The organism is Psychromonas sp. SP041, assembly GCF_000470315.2.
Taxonomy (GTDB): domain Bacteria; phylum Pseudomonadota; class Gammaproteobacteria; order Enterobacterales; family Psychromonadaceae; genus Psychromonas.
Genome location: NZ_CBRF02000007.1, coordinates 96,275 through 121,125 on the forward strand (window position 1 = coordinate 96,275; position 24,851 = coordinate 121,125).

Below are 24,851 nucleotides of genomic sequence, written 5' to 3' on the forward strand. Positions count from 1 at the left end.
TACAACTAAGTAATTAAGTAGCTATACAAGAATAAGACGAGTTTATTTTAAAAACATTACAAAAGTAATAATAGAAAATTTAGGAATTAAAGATGACAAACTTTACATTTGCCTTTCCTGGCCAAGGTTCACAAAGCTTAGGTATGTTAGCTGATTTAGCGGCTACACATCCTGTTGTAATTGATACATTTAAAGAAGCAAGTGACGCTTTAGGTTATGACCTTTGGACATTATGTCAAGAAGGGCCTGTAGAAGCTTTAAACCAAACAGATAAAACTCAACCCGCATTATTAGCTGCATCAGTTGCTGTTTGGCGTGTTTGGGCTGAAATGGGTGGTGAGCAACCAACGACGATTGCAGGGCATAGCCTAGGTGAATATTCTGCATTGGTTTGTGCTGGTGTTATCGATTTTAAAGATGCATTAAAATTAGTAGAGCTTCGTGGTCAACTAATGCAACAAGCTGTTCCTGCCGGTGTTGGCGCAATGTATGCGATCATTGGGTTAGGTGATGCAGAAATTAAAGCCGCATGTGAGCAAGCTGCGCAAGGCGAAGTCGTTTCTCCTGTTAACTTTAACTCGCCTGGCCAAGTGGTTATTGCAGGTAATAAAGATGCAGTTGAACGTGCAGGTGTTTTATGTAAAGAAGCGGGTGCAAAACGTGCTTTGCCTTTACCTGTTTCAGTGCCTTCTCATTGTGCATTAATGAAGCCTGCAGCAGATGAATTAGCAATTGCATTGCAAACAGTAGAATTCAACACACCAACGATATCTGTTATTAACAATGTTGATGTCGCGATTGAAACAGATGCAGACAAAATTAAAGATGCATTAGTGCGTCAATTATATTGTCCAGTTCGTTGGACAGATATTATCGTTAAAATGGCAGAGCAAGGTATTAACTTACAAGTTGAAGCCGGCCCTGGGAAAGTATTAAGTGGTTTAGTTCGTCGTATCGATAAAAGTTTTACGGCACAAGCAATTAATGACACAGCAAGTTTAGCGGCTGCATTCGCTGCTGTTAAAGGAGAATAATAATGAGTATGCAAGATCAAGTAGTATTAATAACAGGTGCAAGTCGTGGTATTGGGCGTGCAATTGCAGAAAATTTTGTTGCATTAGGTGCAACGGTACTCGGTACAGCAACTAGCGAAAGTGGCGCTGCTGCTATTAGTGAATATTTAGGTGATGCAGGTAAAGGTTTTGTATTAAACGTAACTGAAACTGAATCAATAGATGGACTATTTGCTGAGATTAAGAAAGAATTCGGTAGTGTTGACGTATTAGTTAACAATGCTGGTATCACGCGTGACAACCTATTAATGCGCATGAAAGATGCAGAATGGGATGACATTATCGGTACTAACTTAACACCTATTTTTAAATTGAGTAAAGCGGCACTTCGTCCTATGATGAAGAAGCGTGCTGGTCGAATTATTAATATTGGTTCAGTAGTGGGTACAATGGGTAATGCTGGTCAAGCTAACTATGCTGCTGCAAAAGCAGGTGTAATTGGTTTCACTAAATCATTAGCACGTGAAGTTGCAAGTCGTGGTATTACTGTTAATACAGTGGCACCAGGTTTCATTGAAACTGATATGACAAAAGCATTGAATGACGAACAACGTGCTGCAACATTAACAAATGTACCTGCAGGTCGTTTAGGCGACCCGAAAGAAATCGCTGCTACAGTTGTGTTTTTAGCTTCTGAAGGTGCTGCTTATATCACCGGTGAAACGATTCACGTTAACGGTGGTATGTACATGGTCTAGTTGTTGACAAACTCTGTTAAGCAATTAAGCTAAAAAAAGATAGATATTCTACTAATTTATTGATTAAAATCTTAAAATACTGGTCTAACCAGTGATAGAATACTTGAATATTAAACGCGATAGAATAAACTACCGCAACTTAACGCAAAAGCGTAATTACAAAGGAAGATAAAAAATGAGCAATATCGAAGAACGCGTAAAAAACATCATCGTTGAACAGTTAGGTGTTCAACTTGACGAAGTTAAAAACGAAGCTTCTTTCGTTGACGATCTTGGTGCTGATTCACTAGACACAGTTGAGCTTGTAATGGCTCTTGAAGAAGAATTCGATACAGAGATCCCAGATGACGAAGCAGAGAAAATCACTACTGTTCAATCTGCTATTGATTACGTTGTTAACAACGGTTAATTCTTCACTTTAATGTGTAGAAAATTTCTAAAAGGCGGTCTTCTGACCGCCTTTTGTTTTCTAAAGATAAAGTTTTCTAAAGATAAATTTTTCTAACAATAAAAAGTGTTCTAAAGATAAATATTTTTCCAACCAACAATAATTAATTTGAAATAATATCTAAGTATTTTATAGAAAGTGTTTAGTTATTATTTTTAAAGCTTCATTTAGGAGAGTCTAGTGTCAAAGCGTCGAGTTGTAGTAACCGGTTTAGGTATGATATCGCCAGTTGGCAATACGGTAGAGCAATCATGGCAGGCAGTACAAGCAGGCAAAAGTGGGATTTCAAATATCGAACATTTTGATACTGAAAAATTCTCTACTAAGTTTGCTGGCCTAATCAAAGACTTTAATGTCGAAGAATACATGCCAAAGAAAGAAGCCCGTAAAATGGATTTATTTATCCAATACGGCGTTGCAGCAGCTGAACAAGCATTCCAAGATTCAGGTTTAGAAGTGACTGATGAAAATGCAGAGCGTATCGGTGTTGCTATTGGTTCTGGTATTGGTGGTTTAGGCATTATCGAAGCGAACAAAGATAACTTTGCAAAAAGTGGTCCTCGCAAAATCAGTCCATTCTTTGTACCTGCAACGATTATTAATATGATCTCTGGTCATGTTTCTATCAATAAAGGCCTAAAAGGCCCTAATATTGCAGTAACAACAGCCTGTACTACAGGTACACATAGTATCGGTTTAGGCGCTCGTATGATCCAACACGGTGATGCTGATGTGATGTTTGTTGGTGGTGCTGAAAAAGCATCAACAGAAATGGGCATGGGTGGTTTTGGTGCAGCACGTGCTCTATCTACACGTAATGATTCTCCAGAAACAGCGAGTCGTCCATGGGACGAGTCACGTGATGGTTTTGTGTTAGGTGATGGCGCAGGCGTATTAGTGATTGAAGAATACGAACATGCAAAAGCACGTGGCGCAAAAATTTATGCTGAATTTGTTGGTTTTGGTATGAGCGGCGACGCTTACCACATGACGTCACCACCAGAAAGTGGTGCTGGTGCAGCATTATCAATGAAAAATGCGATTAGAGATGCAGGTATCGAAGCAACTGATATTCAATATATTAATGCGCACGGTACTTCTACTCCTGCGGGTGATATTGCTGAAACTCAAGCCGTTAAAGGTATTTGGGGTGATGCGGCACAGTCAGTGATGATGAGTTCAACTAAATCAATGACAGGTCACTTATTGGGTGCTGCTGGTGCAATTGAAGCAATCTTCAGTGTATTAGCGATTAAAGATCAAGTGGCTCCGCCAACGATTAACCTTAAAAATCCAAGTGAAGGTTGTGATTTAGATTATGTTACCGATGGTAAGGCACGTCCTTCACACATTGAATATGCATTATCAAACTCATTTGGTTTTGGTGGAACAAACGGTACGTTAATCTTTAAACGTATCTAGTTTTTCTAATACTGTAGAAAATTAAAAACCTGATTTAATCCATCAGGTTTTTTTATATCTAAATTTTATAAACGTTAGCCATGTTATAAATAAAATAGGATCGGTATACTCAACTTCATCAATGAAATTATAAAAGTTAGTGATAAGTCGATGTTAATTAACGGACTAGAAAATAATAAAATTAATGCAGCCGATCGAGGGCTTGCTTATGGTGATGGTTTATTCTCCACCATCAAAATTGAGTGTGGTGATGTCATTGATTGGCCACTTCATCTTGAGCGTCTACAACAGGGAGCTGTTCGTCTATTTTTTCCTGATATTGATTGGCAGCAACTTCAACAGGAAGTGTTTACAGCGGCTAGTTCTGTACTAGGACAACCTCATTATGTATTAAAATTAATGCTAACCAGGGGAAGTGGTGGGCGAGGTTACAGTGCAGAAGGCTGTAATGATGTTCAGCGTATTATCAGCCTGTCTGCTTTTCCTGATGTCTATTTACAATGGCAACAGCAAGGAATCAATATTGTACAATGCGCCAGTCAACTCGCGCGTAATAAACAGCTTGCGGGTTTAAAATCATTAGCAAGATTAGAACAAGTATTCATTAAGCAAGAATTAGCAACCTTAAATGCGGTTGAAGGATTAGTGTGTGATGAGTTTGGAAATGTTATTGAAGCCTGTAGTGCTAATGTGTTTATTTACCTTCATGATCAATGGATAACACCTAAATTAGACTTTTGTGGTGTGGCGGGTGTGATGCGAGCACGTATCATGAAACATAGTGCCATTAACGTTGTCGAAAAAGAAATATCCTTAGAAGATGTAAACCAAGCTTCTTGTCTTTTTCTATCTAATGCTTTGATGGGCATTGTGCCTGTGAAACAATACCAACAAAAAAAATATAGCCAGCAACAGTTACAACGAATAACTGAATTACAAATAATACTTAAGCAAGGAAGTTTGCAACAATGATGAAGAAAATAGGGTTCGTTTTATTATTTCTCTGTTTAGTAATAGCCGCAGCATTACTGTGGTCTAAACAACAAATAGACGCTTACTTAGGTTCCCCGAGAGTACAAGAAACACAATTATTTACCTTAGCTGACGGTAGTTATTTCTCCCATTTAGCACCACAGTTAATTGATCAAGGCTTATTAGATAGTCAACGTTGGTGGAAGGTCGTCTCAAAATTAAGATCTGAATTAACAAAAATAAAGTCAGGCACTTATGAATTACCAAAAGGGGCTTCTTTAGAACAAATTTTGGTCATCTTAACGAGTGGACATGAGTATCAGTTTAAACTGACCTTTGTTGAAGGCAGTACTTATAAAAACTGGCAGGCTATTTTTACCAATGCCGAGCACATTCAACCGCTACAAAAAACAGAACAAGAATTATTAACTGCCCTAGAGAGCTCTTCTACTAAATTAGAAGGGTTATTGTTCCCTGAAACTTATCATTACACTGCTGATATGAGCGCGTTTAGTATTGTTAAAAAAGCCTATCTTCATCAACAACGTGTATTAGAAAAATTATGGGCGGAAAGAGACAATAACTTACCTTATAAAACCCCTTATGAAGCGTTGATCATGGCGTCAATTATTGAAAAAGAAAGTGGCTTAGCCAATGACCGCGATAAGATTTCATCGGTATTTGTCAATCGTTTAAAAATAGGGATGCGTTTACAAACTGATCCAACAGTTATTTATGGTATGGGTGATCGTTATAATGGACGTATTCGTAAAAAAGATTTACAAGAAAAAACCGCTTATAACACTTATACCATTAATGGTTTACCGCCAACGCCGATTGCAATGCCAAGCGAAGAAGCGCTTTATGCCGCATTACATCCAGCAACAACTAAGTATTTGTATTTTGTGAGTAAAGGAGATGGCACTTCTTATTTCTCAAAAAATTTAAGAGAGCACAATCGTGCTGTTAATAAATATATTCGAGGAATGTAATATGTCAGCACAACAAAAATTAGCCGGTAAATTTATCGTTATTGAAGGATTAGAAGGCGCGGGTAAAAGTACTGCGATTCAATATATTCAAGACTGGTTGATCAGCAAAGGTATTTCTGAACAAAAAATTGCATTGACCCGTGAACCCGGTGGCACTGTATTAGCTGAAAAAATGCGTGATATCGTTAAAATGGATGTTGATGATGAGCAGCTAGATGATAAAGCTGAGCTATTAATTATGTATGCTGCACGAGTTCAACTAGTAGAGCATAAAATTAAACCTGCTTTGGCAGACAATAAAGTGGTTATTGGTGATCGCCATAACTGGTCTTCTTTAGCTTATCAAGGTGGTGGTCGCGGGATTGATTTAAATCTTATTCGCGATATTAAACAAGTAGCATTAGGTGATTTCAAAGCTGACTTTACGTTGTTTTTAGATATTGAACCTGAGCTAGGGTTAAGCAGAGCACGTGGTCGCGGAGAGTTAGATCGCATTGAACGTTTAGCCATTGATTTTTTTAATCGCTCTCGTGCCGTATTTCAGCAATTAGTTGCAGATGAACCGAGCGCGGTTTGTATTGATGCAAGCCAATCATTTACTGACGTTGAAACCGCCATTAAGCAACAACTTGATACTTGGTTAGCGAGTTTATAAATGCCTACAAACAATGAAATGCCAGATACAGATAATGCTGAGGTGATTTTTGATAATGTTACCACACCTTGGTTAACGCCTTTTTATGAGAAGTTACAAAACACTTATCATGAAGGACGTTTTGCCCATGGTTTATTGTTCACTGGTAGTGCGGGTATTGGCAAATATAAGTTAGCAAAACAATTAGCTCAATTTTTATTATGTACCGATAAAAGAGACAATGATGCTTGTTTTGAGTGTCATTCTTGTCGTTTAATCAGTGCGAATAATCATCTTGATTTTCACTTGTTAGAAGCTGAAAAGAATAAATCAATTGGTATTGACCAAGTACGATTACTAACCGAGAAGCTGAATGAACGTCCGCAGTTAGGTAACAATAAAGTCGTTTTGATTAAAGGGGTTGATCAGTTAACAGAAGCGGCGGCTAATGCGCTGTTAAAAACACTTGAAGAACCGCAAGGAGACAGTTATCTTATTTTATTGGCGCGTACTCATCACCAATTAATGCCAACCTTGTTAAGTCGTTTACAGCAAACACATATTCATAGCCCAGACGATCAAACATTAATTGATTGGTTATATGCATTAGGGTACCAAGTGAGTGATTATGGCGTATTACGCTGGTTTCAAAATAGCCCATTAGCATTACTTAATCACTTAAAAGCACTTGAACAAGATGCGTCTCTGGATACACGTCGTCAGTGTGTTGAAGGTTTATTTAATTTATTATATCAACCTATTCATCTATTCTCGTTTTCGCAATTACTGATTAAAGATGTAGAACAAAATTTATTACTGGTATTTCATCTATTACACGATATTCATAAATTAAAATTAAATAATAATCAGCTTAATGAAGATGCTATTTATTATTTTGCATTGCCACAACTACAACTTTGGCAAGCGCAGCTCTCTTGCAAAAGTTTACGCGTATTAAGTACTGAAATATTAAAGACCCGTAGTTTATTAACCAGTCATTCATCGCTAAAAAAAGAACTGTTGATTAACGCATTATTGATAAAAATTAAAAACGAATTTAAGGAAAATAAAGCATGTTAGTAGATTCTCATTGTCACCTTGACCGCTTAGACTATAAAGAAAAACATAAGAATATCGCAGACGTTATCGACAAAGCCCAAGTACAAGGTATTACGCATTTATTAAGTGTTTGCGTAACCTTAGATGACTATCCAGCAATGGCTGAAATGATTGCACCTTATAAGCAAGTGTCTAGTACTTGTGGCATCCACCCATTGTACAAAGAGGCAGTGATGGATGAAGCTTTATTACTTGAATATGCAAGTTCAGATAAAGTGGTTGCGATAGGTGAAACGGGGTTAGATTTCTTTTATTCACCTGAAACAAAAGAATGGCAAATGGATGCGTTTCGTAGACAAATTAGAGTGGCTAAACAGCTTAATAAACCGCTTATTATCCATACGCGTGGTGCGCGTCAAGATACCTTAGATATTCTTCGTGAAGAAGGCGCAGAACAAGTGGGCGGTGTATTACATTGCTTTACTGAGTCGATTGAAATGGCCGAAGAAGCAATGAAAATGGGCTTCTATATCTCAGTGTCAGGTATCGTAACCTTTAAAAATGCTAAAGAACTGCAAGAAGTGATCAAAGCCGTACCGTTGGATCGTTTATTAGTTGAAACCGATTCACCTTACCTCGCTCCTATACCACATCGTGGCAAAGAAAATGAGCCTGCTTATACGCATGACGTTGCTAAATTTGTAGCAGATTTAAAAGGCGTTTCCTTTGAAGAATTAGCTGAAGTGACGACTAATAACTATTTCACGCTGTTCAAAGGGGCGATTACCGTTAGCTAATATTATCGTAATGGTCATTTATGCCTTGAATTGAACTGTTTTTCCAGCGCAAAATTTAGATAACATAGTTAATGTAATCGGTATAAACCTATAAAAAGGTCTGATATAAAATATGAGAAAAGGAAACTAATATGCAAACCGTATTATTAAATGGACAACAAATTACACCTTCAAAAGTGGTGTGCATTGGTCGTAACTATGTTGAACATATTGCTGAATTGAATAACGAAGTCCCGACTGAACCTGTTATTTTTGTAAAACCAAACTCAGCTATTTCAACAGAGATCAAAACACATGCCGTTGATGCCATTCATTATGAAGCTGAGCTGTCTTTTATCATAGAAAATAATCAATTTATTGGCGCAGGAATTGGTTTAGACCTAACCAAACGAGAAGTACAAAGTGTATTAAAAAGCAAAAGCTTACCTTGGGAAAGGGCGAAGGCTTTTGACGCTTCAGCGGTATTCTCTGAGTTTGTCGCGATTGACAATAAAGTGGAATCATTAAGTTTAGTCTTATTAATTAATGATGATATTATTCAACAAGCGAATTATGAATTAATGATTTATAAACCAGCACAAATAGTCGCTGCGGTTAATGAGTTTATGTCTTTTGAAACACACGATATATTAATGACGGGCACTCCAAAAGGCGTTGGTAAAGTGAATAAAGGCGATCGATTTACAGGTCAACTTTATGATCAAGACACGCTATTAGTGACTCAAACGTGGACCGTATTATAACGCTATATTTCACCTGTCTTTAGTAAGCGCTGGCTTGAACATGAAATAATTGTTCAATTCCAGCGTTTTATCGCCTGCAAACCGTCCTCAGCACTAGCCATATCACTTTGAACTGCGTAAAATTACACCCATATTTTTTATCACTTGTCTAAAGTAGAGTAATCAAATGCAGCATCTAGATGAAATCGTTGCTAATGCGCAACAACAGATCGAAAACGCCGCGGATACCAATGAATTAGAAGAAATTCGTTTACAGTATCTTGGCAAAAAAGGCTTAATGACTGAACAAATGAAAGGCTTAGGCAAATTACCGCCTGCTGAAAAACCAGCTGCTGGACAAATGATCAATCAAGCTAAACAAGCAATTCAAGCTGTTTTAGTTGAACGTAAAAAAGGTATGGAAGAAGCGATTTTAAATGAAAAATTAGCCTCTGAAACTATCGATGTCACTTTACCTGGTCGCGGTTCAAAGCAAGGTAATATTCACCCAGTAACACGTACAACAGAGCGTATCGTTGAGTTCTTTAGTGAATTAGGTTTTGAAGTTAAAGACGGTCCTGAAGTTGAAGATGGTTACCATAACTTTGATGCGTTAAACATTCCGCCTCATCATCCAGCACGTGCTGATCACGATACTTTCTATTTTAATCCTGATTTAGTATTACGTACACAAACATCAGGTGTACAGATTCGTACCATGGAAAATCAAGAGCCACCGGTTCGTATTATTTCCCCTGGCCGTGTTTACCGTAACGATTACGACCAAACACACACACCAATGTTCCATCAGGTTGAAGGCTTGATGATTGCTGAAAACGTTAGTTTTGCGCAACTTAAAGGTATTTTGAACGATTTCTTACATAACTTCTTTGAAGAAGATTTAGAAATCCGTTTCCGTCCATCTTACTTCCCATTCACGGAGCCTTCAGCTGAAGTTGATGTGAAAGGTAAGAACGGTTGGTTAGAAGTATTAGGTTGTGGAATGGTACACCCAAGCGTTTTAAAATCGATGGGTGTTGATCCAGAGAAATACTCAGGTTTTGCTTTTGGTATGGGTATCGAGCGTTTAACAATGCTGCGTTATGGCGTAAATGATTTACGTTCTTTCTTTGAAAACGATCTTCGTTTCCTCAAGCAATTCAAATAAGGGTTATTAATAATGAAATTCAGTGAAGCTTGGTTACGCGAATGGGTTAACCCAGAAATTAGTTCTGAAGCACTACAGCACCAAATTACAATGGCCGGTCTTGAAGTTGATGACGTAGAGCCTGTTGCTGGCGAGTTCAGTAAAGTACTTGTTGGTGAAGTAGTCGAATGTGGTCCGCATCCTGATGCAGATAAATTACAAGTCACTAAAATCAATATCGGTGAAGATGAATTAATCGACATCGTTTGTGGCGCTAAAAATTGTCGTTTAGGGTTAAAAGTGGCTGTTGCCGTTGTTGGTGCAGTCTTACCGGGCGATTTTAAAATTAAAAAAGCAAAACTACGCGGTCAACCATCATTTGGTATGTTGTGTAGTGAGTCAGAGTTAGGCATGGCTGACAGTGCAGAAGGGATTATCGAATTACCTTTAGATGCGCCAATCGGTCAATGTGTTCGTGAATACCTACAACTTAATGACGTGATTATTGATGTTGATTTAACAGCAAACCGTGCTGATTGTTTAGGTATTGCAGGTCTTGCTCGTGAAGTCGCCGTATTAAATGGCATTGAAGCAACACAAGTAACTTGGAACAATGTTGATGTAACGATTGATGACCAAGTCGCTATTAATTTACAAGCGCCTGAAGCATGTCCACGTTATCTTGGTCGTGTTATTAAAGGCATTAATCAAAATGCAACAACACCGCTTTGGATGGTTGAAAAACTACGTCGTTGTGGTGTGCGCAGTGTTGATGCTGTTGTCGATATTACACAATACGTATTACTTGAGTTTGGTCATCCAATGCATGCATTTGATTTAACTAAACTAGAGGGTGGCATTGAAGTTCGCCTTGCAGAGCAAGATGAAAAATTAACGCTATTAGACGGTAAAGAAGTTAAATTAAATGCTGATACATTAGTGATTGCAGACCAATCTAAAGCACTTGCAATGGCAGGTATCTTTGGTGGTCAAGATTCTGGTGTACAAGAAGGTTCAACAGATATCTTCTTAGAGAGTGCTTTCTTTGCACCTCTTGCTATTGCTGGTCGTGCACGTAGTTACGGTTTACATACTGACGCTTCACATCGTTATGAACGTGGTGTAGATCCAGTATTACAAGCAACGGCAATGGAACGTGCTACGCAGCTGTTAGTTGAAATCTGTGGTGGTCAAGTTGGTCCAATTACAGAAGCTGTCAATGAAGCGACTCTACCAAAACAAGCGACTATCGAGTTACGCCGTAGCAAGTTAGATCGTTTAATCGGTATTTCAATTGATTCTGATCGTGTTCAGAAAATATTAACGCAACTAGGTTGTGTTGTTTCTGAAACAGCAGAAGGGTGGTCAGCAGTTGCGCCTACTTACCGTTTTGACATGGAAATTGAAGAAGACTTAGTTGAAGAAGTAGCACGTGTATTTGGTTATAACAATATTCCAAATATTGCTCCTCAAGCAGCATTAACAATGCCTGCTCATAACGAGTCTCGTTTAAAATTATCTAAAATTCGCGATGTATTAGTCAATCGTGAATATCAAGAAGCAATCACCTATAGCTTCGTTGACCCAGATAAACAACTTAAGTTACACCCTGAAGCAGATGCACTTATTTTGCCGCACCCGATTTCGAAAGACATGTCAGCAATGCGTGTTAGTTTGTGGTCTGGTTTATTGGAAAGTGTGTCTAAAAACCAAAAGCGTCAGCAAAATCGTGTTCGTTTATTTGAAACAGGTTTACGTTTCATTAAAGATGAGCAAGCTGAAAATGGTATTCGTCAACAAGCAATGTTATCAGGTGTTATTATTGGTAACGTGAATGACGAGCATTGGTCTATTGAAACAGGCGCTGCTGACTTCTTTGACTTAAAAGCAGATCTAGAAGCGGTGTTAGATTTAACCGTTGATGATGCAAGTTTTGAGTTCAAAGCTGAAAAGCACAGTGCTTTACACCCTGGTCAATCTGCAGGTATTTACCGTAACGGCGTTAATGTGGGTTATATCGGTAGTTTACATCCAAGTTTGAAAAAACCATTTGCACTAAATGGCCAAGCTATTGTATTTGAAATAGAAATTGATGCAGTATTAACACGTCAATTACCGCAAGCTGGTGACATCTCTAAGTTCCCTGCGAACAGCCGAGATCTTGCATTTGTGGTCGATGATCAAGTAAATGCAGGTAAGGTCTTAAAATTTATAGAAAAAATTGGCGGTTCTCAGTTAGTTAGCATAAACTTGTTTGACGTATACAAAGGACAAGGTGTTGAAGAAGGTAAGAAAAGTTTAGCAATAGGCTTGATCTTACAAGATGCAACACGTACTTTGGAAGAACAGGAGATTGCTGATAGCGTTAATTTAATAGTTGAAGCGGTTTCTACGGAATTTCATGCATCGTTGAGAGATTAATTTATGGCACTGACAAAAGCTGAGATAGCAGCACATTTATCGGAAGAAATCGGATTAAGCAAACGAGAAGCAAAAGAGTTTGTAGAATCTTTCTTTGAAGAAATTAAATCTACACTTGAAGCTGGTTCACCAGTTAAAATTTCAGGTTTTGGTGGATTTGAACTTAAAGATAAAGGAGAACGACCTGGTCGTAATCCGAAAACTGGCGAAGATATTCCTATTGAAGCCCGACGAGTTGTTACTTTTAAAGCTGGTCAGAAACTGAAAGAGTTAGTGGAAACTAGCCTATCAGATAAGCCTAATAAATAATTAATACTAAGTTCTATAATTAGGTCATTATTCAATTTGGCATTATATCTCCTGAAAAAGTCGCTCTGCGGCTTTTTTTTTACCTAAAATTTACTGAACATATTTATTGAAATTCAGAGCAGTGATTAAATACCTAAGTAGTTGAATCAATATATTATGAACTTAGACACAAACTTTTTTTAATATAACACTACAATTAATAATGCTATTTTTTGATTGCCAAATAGATAGTCAAAAAAATAGCGTGTTAAGGTCAATTTTCAGGATAAGTTACTGATTCAGGGTATTGAGCTTAATTATTTAATTCGCTTAGAAAATTATATATTGGAAGCAGAGTGTTGAAATGAATATCTGAAATAAAGTGCTGAGCTAAACTATTAGCTGCTTTTTACTGTGAGTTATTAGCGTATATTTTAAAAAGTCGATGAGGTCTATTGTTGTGAGTGAGTATAAGAAAATTGTGATCTTAACAGGCGCGGGCATTTCAGCTGAGTCAGGCATTAGTACTTTTCGTGCAAAAGATGGTTTGTGGGAAAAATATAAACTCGAAGACGTCGCTACCTTAGATGGCTATAAACGCGACCCAGAATTAGTGTTAGACTTTTATAACAAGCGACGTCAAAGTTTTTGTTTAGGGACCAGTAAACCCAATGCGGCACATTATGCTTTAGCGGAACTTGAAGAAAATTTTGATGGTGAATTTTTACTCGTGACACAAAACATAGATAACTTGCATGAACAGGCGGGGTCTAAAAACGTCATTCACATGCACGGTGAATTATTAAAAGTACGTTGCGCCAAAACTAATCAAGTTATTCCATGGACAACAGACCTTACCAGCGATGATTTTTGTACCTGTTGCCAATATCCTTTAGCATTACGTCCGCATATTGTTTGGTTTGGAGAAATGCCGTTAGGCCTAGATATTATTTATCACCATCTCGCACAAGCTGATTTATTTATTGCTATTGGTACTTCAGGAACGGTTTATCCAGCTGCTGGTTTTGTTGAAGAAGCAAAAAGTGTCGGTGCAGAGTCAATTGAAGTTAATCTTGAACCGAGTGAAATAAATAGTCATTTCGATATTCTACTACATGGTAAAGCCTCAAAATTGGTACCTGAGTTAGTTAAAACACTCTTAGGTTAAGCAAGGTCAAAAATAACTTAGAGTATGCTATGCAGTTGATTTTTAAATAATACGCATAAGCGTTTAATCTACTTGAAAAGCTAACAGAACCCCCTACAATGATTTGCTGCTGAACAGCTGTTATTTAGCTGTTATTTAGCTTTTATTTATTCTAGTAGGGAAGTTAGCTTGTTATGAACTCAAAATATTTTGTATTAGGTGGTGATATTAAGAAATCACTGGCCGAAGGGTACCGATTCGATTTAAAAAAATTGTTATTAGATGCGCTTAAAGTAACCCGTAAACATTTTTTACCACTCCTTACCGCTTGTATTTTCATCATGCTCGTTTCCTTTGCTTTATTAAGTATCTTTATTGATGGCAGCACTTCTTTAAGTGACCCAACAGTGATTGGTGCTTTCTTTATTTTTGCATTACTAATTGCACCACCACTAATGACAGGTTTAATCATGATGGGGGTTCATCACTCTGTTGGTTTAAAAACTAATTCATTCCACTTATTTAACTATTTCAAAATGTTGTTGAAATTATCGTTAGCCGCAATGATGGTTAACTTGATGACGAATGCTGCAAGTATGGCACTTGGGCAAGTCTTTGGCAGTGCAGGAGTTGTGTTGTCTATTATTGTTTTACTGTATTTGAAAATGTCTTTTTGTTTGGTTTACCCTTTAATTGCTGAAAAGAAAGTGTCTCCTGTTGTTGCCTTAAAACTGTCCTTTAAATTAGTACATAAAAATATCGGGCAATTTACACAATTACTTATTATTTTCTGCGTGTTATTCCTTGTTGGGATTTTAACCTCTGGTATTGGCTTATTATTTGTTATTCCATTTTGCATTAATGTCATCGGATTGGTTTACCGTGATATTTGTGGTGTTAGCGTTGCCGTTACTGAAGCCTCTGACTCAAACGATCATGACCAAGATAAAAACAATGACCATAAAAATGATACTAATAACTCAGATGATGATCATCATTCAGGTCCTAAAAGCGGTGGTTTTGAAGCCTAGTTTCAGTCATTTAGTCTTTTATTCATTAATAGTAAGTAAAAAAGTAAGGAATTAAGGCATGCGCTTATTACTTGTCGTTTCGCTAATGTTGTTTTCTTCATTTAGCCAAGCATCGACTATCAAGCTAAATTATTCGGTTTTCTTTAGTTACATGAAAACCATGTATAAATTAGATTACCCTTATGTGACGACGGCTTTTTACTTAATAGACAAGGGTGATCAAAGCTTATGTCATATTAATAACGCAGAGATCGTCGTTGAAAATGTTAATGAACCCATTCTTTTCCAACCAGAAGGGCGCTTATTACCCTTTTATTCTGATCAACATCGTCAAGATGGCGCCGTTTTGGTGGTCGATCTCGATGATGGCAAAACACTTTCTAGCTGTAACTTACAAATAACAGTGATGGCAAAAGAACGTGAGCTTGCTAATTTAAATGAACAAAAGTTAGTCGCTATTGCTGAACAACTCGAAGGTGTATTAAAGAAAAATGCAGGCATGATTGGTAAATACTTTTTACCTGAGTTTGCAGGCGTTCGATTAACACCCACTTCGCCATTAACAGAATCACAGTTAAAGGCGCTAGGTAATCAAGTTAGTATGGCAAGTAACGGCGACCTTTTACTGAAAAAAAATGCTTTCATCATAATAAATAAAATAAATGAACTTAACCTTTTACTTAAACGTATAACCCCATGGATGGTAAATAATAACCCTAGTTAAATTAAAGGTTTAATAGAGGTTATTAACGTCATACATTTTGATAGTATGACTATATTGAAAGTAAAAAGTTATAGATAAAAGTTATTATAAGTTAAAAGCACAAGCACTTAGGAGTTACTCTTGAAATTTACAGGCAAAAAAGCGGTTTTATTTGATTTAGACGGCACTTTAATTGATAGCGCACCAGACCTAGCATTAGCTATTAACCACATGTTAACGAGTATTGGTCGTGAAGAAATTTCACCGACTATTATCCGTTCTTGGGTAGGAAATGGCGCGAGTATTTTAGTGCAAAGAGGCTTGTCTGGTCAGACTGAAATTGATAAAAATTTAGACCCTGAATTACTAGAAAAATCACTGGCTATTTTCCTTGATTTTTATGCTAAAAACTTATGTGTTGATACGGTTACTTATCCTCACGTTCGTGCATCACTTAAGATATTAAAAGCGAAAGGTTACCAATTAGCAATTGTGACCAATAAGCCGTACGACTTTATCCAGCCTATTCTTGATGGGTTAGATTTAAATGGATTGTTTGAGCTGTTAGTTGGTGGCGATACGTTAGAAAAACGCAAACCAGATCCACTACCATTGCATTATGCTTGTGAAAAGTTAGGTGTCACGGTTGCACAATGTGTCATGGTCGGTGATTCTAAAAATGATGTACTTGCTGCGAATGCTGCGAATATGCAGAGTATCGGGTTAAGTTATGGCTATAACTACGGTGAAGATATCAACGAACATAATCCAGATGTTAGTTTTGATGATTTTGCTGACATTATTGCGACGCTTTCTGATATCAATGAGTATGAACTAAGCGAGTAATTACAGTCTTTTAACATAGATATAAATGGTTTTATAATGACTACGAATGAAATGTCAGATAAAAAAATTGCGATTATCGGTGGTGGTATAGCAGGTGCTTCCATTGCATTGTGTTTAAGTGAAATAGGCTTACAAGTCGACTTGTTTGAAAAGGGGACGAGTTTAGTTAACGGTCCACCTATTTGTCATCTACATGCTGGTGGGAATTTGTATCGTGAGATTCCTGATAAGCAATGTATTACGTTATTAAAAGAGTCTATTGAAGCATTACGTCTCTATCCAGATTCAGTGGATTATCGACCAACAGTGGTTGCTATTCCTCAACAGGATGCCGGGCAACCATTAGATTTATTACCGCGTTTAACGTTATTGCAAAATGAATATCAAAAACTCATTGAACATGACATAAATAATCAAGTGTTAGGTGATCCAACTGACTATTATCGTTTATTTGAGCTAGAAGAGTTACAAGCGCTGGCTTTATTAGATGAGAAAAAAGTGCCTGAAACGGCTGAACAATGGATGATTCCATTTGCCAAACATGTTGATTTATCACTGCTTAAATTTCCTGTGGTATTAGTCCAAGAATTTGGTTGGAATGTATTTCGCTTAGGAGCGACTGCAGCACTTTCGTTAGAAAAAAATGAATTATGCCAAATACATTTAAATAATAAAGTGACTAAAATAGACCAAGATAAACAACAAAAATGGTCTGTCACCAGTGAAGAAAATGGCGTAATGAGTACACATGAGTTTGATTATTTGATCAATGCTGCTGGTTTTAAAACCGGTGAAATTGATGACTTAGCAGGTTTTTACCGCCAACGATTAGTTGAGTTTAAAGCCGCTTATGTGACGCAATGGCAAGGTACAGAAGGATTGTGGCCTGAAGTTATCTTTCATGGCGTTCGTGGTACACCAGAAGGCATGGCGCAGTTTACGCCTTATGCAGATAACCTAGTGCAATTGCATGGCATGACAGATGAAATAACTTTGTTTGAAAATGGCTTAGTCGCCAATGCTGAAAATAGCTCACAACCGAAGTTAGCACCTGAATTGTTACGTAAAATTGATGTTGGTTGGTTGAATCAAGAAATAACCACGCGAGGTCAACGTGCCATTGCACATTTGTCTCGTTATATTCCGGCCTTTAAAGAAGCGACGGTGACGGGTAAACCATTATTTGGTGCTCAGCAGATCCCCGGTGAAGATGCTAATTTACGTGCAGCGGGTGTTTCTTTTGAAAACAATAACTACGCGCGTTGTGAAATAGTAAAAGCCTCTTCAGTATTAACCTGTGCTGATGCCTTGATGGAGAAGCTATTTGAAATTGGTTTTGTTGATAAGAGTGCCATTGGTGCTCGTTTATTTCCAATTACACACTCTATCAGCGACCAAGCAATTACTGAACGCTCTGAGCTTTACACACAACAACGTGGCTACCCGATAGCATTAGCTTATCGTAATATTAAGCAGTCATAAAAAATTAAACCTTAAATGATGTAATCAAAAGCAAATCCTATGACTCACAGGTCATAGGATTTTTTGTTTCTCCATTCCTATCCTTGAATTATCCCTCTCTCGGCACCATTATTAACGCTCAACGCCTAATTTTTAGTTAATGATACGATCACCTCCTAACATATTGAGTATATTGTGAATAATACTTCTGCTGATGACGCCTATCTAGAAAACAAATCTAATCCAAAAGACAAGCTTAAAGCCTTCAATAGTTTATTACCTATATTCTCCTTTATAAAACCTTATAAATTAATGCTTTCTTTGGCTCTGCTTGCTTTATTAGTGACGGCCGCTATTAACTTGTCTTTGGGGCAAGCAGTTAAATCGGTTATCGACAATGGGTTTATTGCAGGCTCAGCGCAACAGTTACAAGCGACTATTTTAGGCTTGGTTTTTCTCGTCGGTTTATTAGCGGTGGGGACGTTTAGTCGCTTTTATTTAATGTCGTGGTTAGGTGAACGAGTGAGCGCTGATATTAGAAAGGCAGTATTTAATCGCATTGTCACTTTGCATCCAAGTTATTTTGAAGAAAACAGAAGTGGCGAACTCATGTCACGCTTAACCACTGACACTGCGTTATTACAGTCTATTATCGGCTCTTCATTTTCAATGTCGTTACGCAGTTTTTTTCTGTTGATTGGTGGGTTGGTCATGTTATTTGTCACCAACTTAAAGCTGTCTTTAGTGGTGATCGTCGCCGTGCCTTTTATATTAATACCGATGCTCATTTACGGCCGAAAAGTCAGGGCGTTAGCTGAAACGTCACAGGGTGCCATTGCCGATATTGGCACCTATGCTGGCGAGATCATTCAAAACATTAAAGTCGTGCAAAGTTATACGCATGAAGTCAGAGAGCAAATCGCTTTTGGTGAAGAAGTTGAGAAAGCTTTTGTAGTGGCAAAGCGCAGAGTAAAGCAACGTTCATTTTTGATTGCTATTGTCATTTTCCTCACTTTCGCGGCCATTAGCAGCATGTTGTGGATTGGTGGAATGGATGTGCTTTCAGGTAAAATGACCGGTGGTGAATTAGGCGCCTTTGTTTTTTACGCCATTATAGTGGCAACGTCGGTGGCCACCATCGCAGAGGTTTATGGAGAGCTTCAACGAGCAGCTGGTTCAGCAACCCGTTTACTCGACTTATTAAAAGTAGAAAGTGATATAAAACAACCTAACCAACCGAGTGTGATGAAAGCACAATCCACATCGGCGATTACTTTTGAACAGGTCAATTTCTCCTACCCGTCACGACCAGATATTCCTGCGCTACAGGATATTAATTTAATGATCCCAGCGGGAAAAACCGTCGCGTTAGTGGGGCCTTCCGGTGCAGGGAAAACAACACTCTTTGAATTGTTACAACGGTTTTATGACCCGCAGCAAGGCCACATAAAGTTTAATGACACGGATATTACCCAACTGGCATTAACTGATTTACGTGAAGCCATGGGTATGGTGCCACAACAACCGATTTTATTTAGCTCAGACGTTTGGCACAACATACGTTACGGCAACCCACAGGCGACCGATGCGCAAGTCATCGACGTTGCAAAACGCGCGCATGCCGATCAGTTTATTCATCAATTACCGCAAGGTTACGCGAGTTTCTTAGGCGAGCAGGGCGTACGATTATCGGGAGGGCAAAAACAACGCATTGCCATTGCAAGAGCGATTTTAAAAGATCCAAATGTTTTATTATTAGATGAAGCAACCAGCGCGTTAGATGCTCAAAGTGAACACCATGTGCAATCTGCATTGAATGAGTTAATGCAAGATAGAACCACCTTGATTATTGCACATCGCTTATCCACCGTGATCGATGCAGACTTAATTGTGGTCATGGATAAAGGTAGAATCGTTGACACGGGTGATCATCATTCGTTATTAACCAGTTCACCATTATATAAAAAATTATGTGACTTACAGTTTGATAAAAACAATACGAGTCAATAATGGGGGTGATTGAAAGCTTTAACGAAAGCTTTAAATGAGAAAGTAAGACAGCATTATTTATAAGGACTATTTGCAGAGGCTGCTCGCAATAATCACTAAGGTTATCTGCCTTTTACTCTCTATTTTTTATTATCGGTTGAGGTGTCTGATGCTTGTTCACCACGAAGTGCTTTTTGTGCTCGTTCATCAAGTGGGACACAGCAACGTTTATTTTCAGGCGTTAACCCCATTTCATCTAACCAATCGCAGTAGGTTTTCCATGCTTTTTTTATTATGTTCATAAAACCTCGATTTCTATTAATAATCTATCTACTCGCTGTGCATATAATACAGCGTTATTGCATTCGAAAAACCAATAAATAGTGATTATATGCTGTGGAACATATTAGGTTAGTTTGTTGTGGCAGAATTATGTTGGTCGCTAGTTTGAGGTTTTTCTCCAGTAATTTGTTGCTACGACTGTATTTCAACTTAATAAAAGCAAAAGATAAGATGTGGCCCCATTGGTATTTCTTAATGTAAGGGCTAAACCCTTAATCCAATAAATTCAGCATGTTTAACCTTTTAATACCATTTATGACTCAATTTAATCAATTAGTTAATAAAAACAAAATAATCTATTTAATCTCAATAAAATGTAGGCTACTGTCGTTTTTATTTAAATAAACAGACTGGAAATGAGAAATTCTGCAGCCTCGTTAGGCATTTTAGCATTCAATAATAGGAATTTTACGAATGATAGACTTCTTCTCCAATGGACTTGTTACTTACTGCCATTCTGTGAATCGAGAGTTGTCGAGGATTGAAAAATACAATAGCTTAATTGAAGACCTTTGGGTTAACAGCACGGTGGATATTGATGACAAGTATGCAAATGATTTAGCTTACTTAGAAGGTGATGAGAAAAATGATCTTGGCCAAACATATTACTCAGAATTAATTGAAGAAACTATCATTCCATCGATAATACATAATCAGTCGATAGTTGTAACATTGTCTTCATTCGTCGAATACTCTTTATATGAATTGTGCATAAAATTGGATCCAGTATCAAAAACTGATTTTAAATTAGCTAGGAACAAATCCAAGGTTCAGCAGTGCATGGAATATCTGGATAAAGTATTAGGTGTTAGCGATTGTTCTAAATTAGTCGATTGTTATCGAGTTCGTAACGAAATAGTCCATAATTCAGGTGTTTGTTCGGAAAAATACCATGTGAAACTTACAAAGTTTCCTAGAGAGCAAATAAAAGCACTTGAAGGTGACCGAATAGACATTAAATCACTTTTCATTACGTGCTACTTAAAGGTAATTAAGGAATATTTTGAGAGCTTAGATTTAGGTATTAAGAGCTTTATTCGAGCATATAACCAAACAAATGCTTAATCGGGTAGCCAGAACAAAGTAGGAGAAACCCAAACATTATTAACGCAAGGGCTAAGCCCTTAACTCAATAAATCCCTCATATTTATTCCTCTAATCCCATTTATGACTCAATTTAATCAATTAGTTAATAAAAAAAATAATCTGTTTAATCTCAAGTAAATATAAACTACTGTCATTTTTATTTAAAATAAACAGGCTGAAAATGAGAAATTCTACAGCCTCGTTAAGCCTTTGTGAAAGCTTTCTAATATTTCCACCAAATCATCAAAGAAACACTAAACAAAGACATTGATAATCTAAAATATATCAACTAAAGTGTCTGAATTTGTAATTGCTTGATTAAATAATGATGGTTGTTCGATTGAAGTTAAGTACTAAGTACTAAGTACTAAGTTATTGTTATATTTATCTTTAAAGGGATTGAAAATGAGCGAAATAATTTTATGTAATCGCACCTTTAGTGCAAGTACATTTAGAAATGAGTGTGGTATTGGGATTGAGCTAGCTTCATCTATTACGTGCCCTAATCCTGATATGATTATCGCTAATAAACCTTATTTATTAAAAAGTGGTAATTCATCTATTAGTACTACAACACTAGCAAAACTATCTAAGCCTGCAATTACAAAAAATCTTACGAGTTTATCCTTATCTTTTGGCGGGGATAACCTTGTTGCACTTTCTGCTATTTCTTCTCAATTACAAGAATACAATGTCGGATTAATGGGGGCATCAACCAGTGTATACGCTAATAGGATGGGTGGTTTTGTTGGTTCAGTAAAAAATTATCAATCGGCTTTAATGGAATACCGCCAAGCAGCAACAGCAAAATTGCCATCTAAAATGGCTGCCAAACAAAAAGCAAAAATGGCTTTTGATAAAATGCAGAGTAGCTTTAAACAAGAAGTTAAAGTGGTAACATCCCAAGTTAAGTCTAGTCGCGGTACTCCAATGACCAGCTTTAAGAGAGGTACTGATATTGCGAGAAGCAGTAGAAGTATTGCTAAATTAGACTTAGTTAACCCTGTTCAAGCCGACAATGTTGTTAAATTTGCTAAACACGCAAAATTCTTAGGCAACGGTCTTGCTGTTATTGATTTTGGTAGCCGTGTAGGAAATATTAACAATAGCTATAAAGCAGGTGGAAATTGGGAACGAGAAATGTTCATTGAATCGAGTAGTTTTGCTGCTAGTGCTGTAGCAGGATCTTTGGTGGTAGATGCAGGGTTAGCAATTTTGATTTTTGCAACACCAGTTGGTTGGATGGGACTTGTTGTTGGTGGCTTAGCTGTTGCAGGTGCCGCTGCTATAACTTCTATTGCAGTTAACAGTGAGTTTAAAAGTAATAGTGGTGAGTGGTATGACTCTTTAATGACATTAGTGAATTAGATATGAGTTTATTTTCACAATTATTAGCTGTTTCTGCGGTTGTTGGTTTTTTTGCGTTAATTTTTTATGTTATTTTTGGTCAAATCACAGTGCGAAAACTTAGAAAAAATGCAAAAACCAAAGACGCACTTGGAAGTGAGTTGGCAAGTGGGTGGGATATTTTAAATGTGGCTAAAGCATTGGCTCTTCCGATCTCATGGAGTAAAAAATTTGAGAATAGCCCTTTATCTTTTATGTATGCTAATTCAAGTGTAGTACTTGAATACACCAATAAGCTGGATCGCTTTTTAGGAATAGTATTTTTTTGGTTATGGCTAGTATCGGGTAGCATGATGATATTTCTGATACTTTTAAAGTACATAGGCGTTTTTTCATAATAAGGCGTAAAAGTAGGGTCAAGTCTTGTTTTTTTACCTTTTAACAACAAAGATCTGGACATATATGGACGCTCTCTCGTAGTCAAGACGAGTTAATACAGAACACGAAAATAGTTTCATGTTCGTCATGCTTTATAATCTTAAATACCTTCTCATTAACTCGCTTGTGATGACTGACTCAATGGGTTTATTGAATAAACCGTTCTGACATATATTCGAGCTATGGATAAATACCATGCTCCTGATGAATTGCGAACCAGAATACCAATGATAAAAAATCAACCAAGCGAACTATAAGTTCGTGTCCTTTGCTGGTTTCGTTCTGGTTGGCGTGAGCCTTTTCTTTTCATCTTAAAGCGACGGTTAGAGAGAAGTTAATACTTTTTAATTAAGCACTCTCTAGCGACCTAAACACCCATTCAGGCTCATGGCCTTTGTCCACAACAAGTTTCGCTAGAGAGTAAAACGGGTTAATCATTGTGTTATTTCTTTTGCTATTTGTGGCGTGTAATAACTGTTTTTTTGAAGCAACGTCCACATAATGCGTGCTAGCTTATGTGCCGTGGCAACCGCGGTGCAATTGAAGCTTTTTCGTTCTCTTAATTGGCAAACCCATTGGTTTAATGCATCTTGCTTTTTACCTGCATGGTTAATCATCGCACGCGCACCATGAATTAATAATGTTCGTAAATACTGGTCACCTCGTTTACTGATGCCAGTCATGATGCTTTTATTACCAGAGGCAAATTGTTTCGGTGCAAGACCTAACCACACTGCAAAATCTTTCGCACTAGCAAAGGCTTGCCCGTTACCGATTGAGGCAATAAAAGCAGAGGCATTGAGATAACCGATACCAGGTATGCTTAGTACAACCTTACCTAAAGGATGTCGCTCTATTTCTGACTTTAATTTCTTTTCAATTTCTTTAATTCGATTATTTAACAGTGCGTATTCACTATAAACATCGTTAACTAACCATCTCAATGTCTCTGATAATGATTCATCTGAGCATAAATCAATGAGTTTTTCATTAAATCCCTTATGGCCTACTGGGAAGATAATACCAAAATCAGTGAGTACGCCGCGTAACTGATTACTTGTTGCTATTCGAGTGCCCAATAATCTTTCACGTAAACGATGCAGTATTAATGCTTCTTGTTGTGCCATGGTTTTAATAGGAACAAAACGAATAAATGGACGGCAAGAGGCTTCAAAAATAGCGAGTGTATCGTTACTGTCATTCTTATTACCACGTACAAAAGGAGTGACATGTTGAGCCGGTATTAAACCAACATTATGCCCCATAGACTCAAAGGTACGACCCCAATAATGAGATGAATAACAAGCCTCCATCACCACACGACATTTAATTTGCATCTGCATAAATTCAATCAATTGTTGTCTGTTTAGACGCTTATTGAATAACGTTTTACCTGTGTTAGTAAATCCCATTACTTGAAAAACATGCTTTGCTAGGTCAATTGATATTGTGCTAAGTTTCATGATGGACGCTCCTTAAGTTAACTATTGATATTACATTAGTTTGGCGCATTGACGCCGTATTGGGGAGCGTCCATCTCATCACCCATCTATTTGAATAATTGCCATCGTTAAACTATCTTTTATAAATGCGTGTTTTTGCATTTAGGAGGTAGTTTATTATGACTCAATCTCGCCAATCACAAGTATCATTATCTGATACACCTTATTACCACTGTATTTCACGTTGTGTTCGTAGAGCTTACTTATGTGGTGAAGATAAATACACCGAAAAATCCTTTGAACATCGCCGCCAGTGGGTTGTTGAGCGAATGCATTACCTTTAATA

25 protein-coding genes are annotated in these 24,851 nt (G+C 37.4%); 23 read left to right on the forward strand and 2 right to left on the reverse strand.

The genetic code is table 11. The features are described from left to right. The first annotated feature begins 92 nt into the window (after positions 1-92). From fabD to SP041_RS05850, 19 genes are all read left to right on the forward strand, one after another. Positions 93-1,034 carry an ACP S-malonyltransferase gene (fabD, locus tag SP041_RS05760; protein ID WP_025562457.1) on the forward strand — a complete coding sequence of 314 codons (942 nt, stop codon included), beginning with the start codon at positions 93-95 and terminating at the stop codon, positions 1,032-1,034. A 2-nt stretch (positions 1,035-1,036) separates the two neighbouring features. Continuing rightward, entirely contained in the window at positions 1,037-1,771 is a 735-nt protein-coding gene (gene fabG / locus SP041_RS05765) for a 3-oxoacyl-ACP reductase FabG (RefSeq protein ID WP_037047665.1), read from the forward strand. Between the two features lie 175 nt (positions 1,772-1,946). Then, positions 1,947-2,180, forward strand: coding sequence for an acyl carrier protein (acpP, locus tag SP041_RS05770; RefSeq protein ID WP_025562459.1), 234 nt, complete (start codon positions 1,947-1,949; stop codon positions 2,178-2,180). A 219-nt stretch (positions 2,181-2,399) separates the two neighbouring features. Further along, the gene (gene fabF / locus SP041_RS05775; protein ID WP_025562460.1) at positions 2,400-3,641 is read left to right on the forward strand and encodes a beta-ketoacyl-ACP synthase II; all 1,242 of its coding nucleotides are present in this window, start codon (positions 2,400-2,402) and stop codon (positions 3,639-3,641) included. A 150-nt stretch (positions 3,642-3,791) separates the two neighbouring features. Further along, positions 3,792-4,613 (forward strand): aminodeoxychorismate lyase, encoded by an 822-nt coding sequence (gene pabC, locus SP041_RS05780; protein WP_025562461.1) that lies wholly within the window; start codon positions 3,792-3,794, stop codon positions 4,611-4,613. Next, the gene (mltG, locus tag SP041_RS05785) at positions 4,610-5,605 is read left to right on the forward strand and encodes an endolytic transglycosylase MltG (RefSeq protein ID WP_025562462.1); all 996 of its coding nucleotides are present in this window, start codon (positions 4,610-4,612) and stop codon (positions 5,603-5,605) included. The genes pabC and mltG overlap by 4 nt, the downstream gene beginning before the upstream one ends. 1 nt (position 5,606) lies before the next feature. Then, positions 5,607-6,260: a dTMP kinase gene (gene tmk / locus SP041_RS05790; RefSeq protein WP_025562463.1), complete on the forward strand. Its 654-nt coding sequence runs from the start codon at positions 5,607-5,609 to the stop codon at positions 6,258-6,260. After that, positions 6,261-7,319, forward strand: coding sequence for a DNA polymerase III subunit delta' (holB, locus tag SP041_RS05795; RefSeq protein WP_025562464.1), 1,059 nt, complete (start codon positions 6,261-6,263; stop codon positions 7,317-7,319). Next, positions 7,313-8,095, forward strand: a complete 783-nt coding sequence (locus tag SP041_RS05800; RefSeq protein WP_025562465.1) for a YchF/TatD family DNA exonuclease — start codon at positions 7,313-7,315, stop codon at positions 8,093-8,095. The genes holB and SP041_RS05800 overlap by 7 nt, the downstream gene beginning before the upstream one ends. A 131-nt stretch (positions 8,096-8,226) precedes the next feature. Next, complete coding sequence (locus tag SP041_RS05805; protein ID WP_025562466.1) at positions 8,227-8,838, forward strand: fumarylacetoacetate hydrolase family protein; 612 nt, start codon at positions 8,227-8,229, stop codon at positions 8,836-8,838. A 166-nt stretch (positions 8,839-9,004) separates the two neighbouring features. Beyond that, complete coding sequence (gene pheS, locus SP041_RS05810; protein WP_025562467.1) at positions 9,005-9,985, forward strand: phenylalanine--tRNA ligase subunit alpha; 981 nt, start codon at positions 9,005-9,007, stop codon at positions 9,983-9,985. 12 nt (positions 9,986-9,997) lie between these two features. Beyond that, complete coding sequence (pheT, locus tag SP041_RS05815) at positions 9,998-12,385, forward strand: phenylalanine--tRNA ligase subunit beta (protein ID WP_025562468.1); 2,388 nt, start codon at positions 9,998-10,000, stop codon at positions 12,383-12,385. A 3-nt stretch (positions 12,386-12,388) separates the two neighbouring features. Then, on the forward strand, positions 12,389-12,694 hold the full coding sequence (locus SP041_RS05820; protein ID WP_025562469.1) for an integration host factor subunit alpha: 306 nt from the start codon (positions 12,389-12,391) through the stop codon (positions 12,692-12,694). 424 nt (positions 12,695-13,118) lie between these two features. After that, positions 13,119-13,841: a Sir2 family NAD+-dependent deacetylase gene (gene cobB / locus SP041_RS05825; RefSeq protein WP_037047669.1), complete on the forward strand. Its 723-nt coding sequence runs from the start codon at positions 13,119-13,121 to the stop codon at positions 13,839-13,841. A gap of 173 nt (positions 13,842-14,014) precedes the next feature. Further along, positions 14,015-14,851: a hypothetical protein gene (locus SP041_RS05830; protein WP_025562471.1), complete on the forward strand. Its 837-nt coding sequence runs from the start codon at positions 14,015-14,017 to the stop codon at positions 14,849-14,851. Between the two features lie 58 nt (positions 14,852-14,909). Continuing rightward, entirely contained in the window at positions 14,910-15,575 is a 666-nt protein-coding gene (locus SP041_RS05835) for a DUF2987 domain-containing protein (RefSeq protein ID WP_025562473.1), read from the forward strand. A gap of 120 nt (positions 15,576-15,695) precedes the next feature. Further along, positions 15,696-16,400: a phosphoglycolate phosphatase gene (locus tag SP041_RS05840; RefSeq protein WP_025562474.1), complete on the forward strand. Its 705-nt coding sequence runs from the start codon at positions 15,696-15,698 to the stop codon at positions 16,398-16,400. A 36-nt stretch (positions 16,401-16,436) separates the two neighbouring features. Then, the gene (locus SP041_RS05845; protein ID WP_025562475.1) at positions 16,437-17,882 is read left to right on the forward strand and encodes an FAD-dependent oxidoreductase; all 1,446 of its coding nucleotides are present in this window, start codon (positions 16,437-16,439) and stop codon (positions 17,880-17,882) included. Positions 17,883-18,056: 174 nt separating this feature from the next. Next, complete coding sequence (locus tag SP041_RS05850; RefSeq protein WP_025562476.1) at positions 18,057-19,871, forward strand: ABC transporter transmembrane domain-containing protein; 1,815 nt, start codon at positions 18,057-18,059, stop codon at positions 19,869-19,871. A gap of 119 nt (positions 19,872-19,990) precedes the next feature. On the opposite strand, the gene SP041_RS20845 is transcribed toward SP041_RS05850, so the two are convergent. Then, positions 19,991-20,152: a hypothetical protein gene (locus SP041_RS20845; RefSeq protein WP_170968522.1), complete on the reverse strand. Its 162-nt coding sequence runs from the start codon at positions 20,150-20,152 to the stop codon at positions 19,991-19,993. A gap of 454 nt (positions 20,153-20,606) precedes the next feature. Here SP041_RS20845 and SP041_RS05855 point away from each other — a divergent pair, with 454 nt between their 5' ends. The 3 genes from SP041_RS05855 to SP041_RS05865 all read left to right on the forward strand — a co-directional run bounded on the left by SP041_RS05855 (position 20,607) and on the right by SP041_RS05865 (position 23,023). Next, positions 20,607-21,257 (forward strand): hypothetical protein, encoded by a 651-nt coding sequence (locus SP041_RS05855; protein ID WP_025562477.1) that lies wholly within the window; start codon positions 20,607-20,609, stop codon positions 21,255-21,257. A gap of 426 nt (positions 21,258-21,683) precedes the next feature. Continuing rightward, positions 21,684-22,646 (forward strand): hypothetical protein, encoded by a 963-nt coding sequence (locus tag SP041_RS05860; protein WP_037047672.1) that lies wholly within the window; start codon positions 21,684-21,686, stop codon positions 22,644-22,646. A gap of 2 nt (positions 22,647-22,648) precedes the next feature. Continuing rightward, positions 22,649-23,023, forward strand: coding sequence for a hypothetical protein (locus tag SP041_RS05865; RefSeq protein WP_025562479.1), 375 nt, complete (start codon positions 22,649-22,651; stop codon positions 23,021-23,023). Between the two features lie 474 nt (positions 23,024-23,497). Here the strand turns inward: SP041_RS05865 and SP041_RS05870 are convergent, their stop codons facing one another. Next, the gene (locus SP041_RS05870; RefSeq protein WP_137297447.1) at positions 23,498-24,526 is read right to left on the reverse strand and encodes an IS110 family transposase; all 1,029 of its coding nucleotides are present in this window, start codon (positions 24,524-24,526) and stop codon (positions 23,498-23,500) included. Positions 24,527-24,684: 158 nt separating this feature from the next. Here SP041_RS05870 and SP041_RS21015 point away from each other — a divergent pair, with 158 nt between their 5' ends. Beyond that, a complete protein-coding gene (locus tag SP041_RS21015) occupies positions 24,685-24,849 on the forward strand; it encodes a Type I secretion system protein TolC (RefSeq protein WP_137297448.1) in 165 nt (54 codons plus the stop codon). Positions 24,850-24,851: the final 2 nt, after the last annotated feature.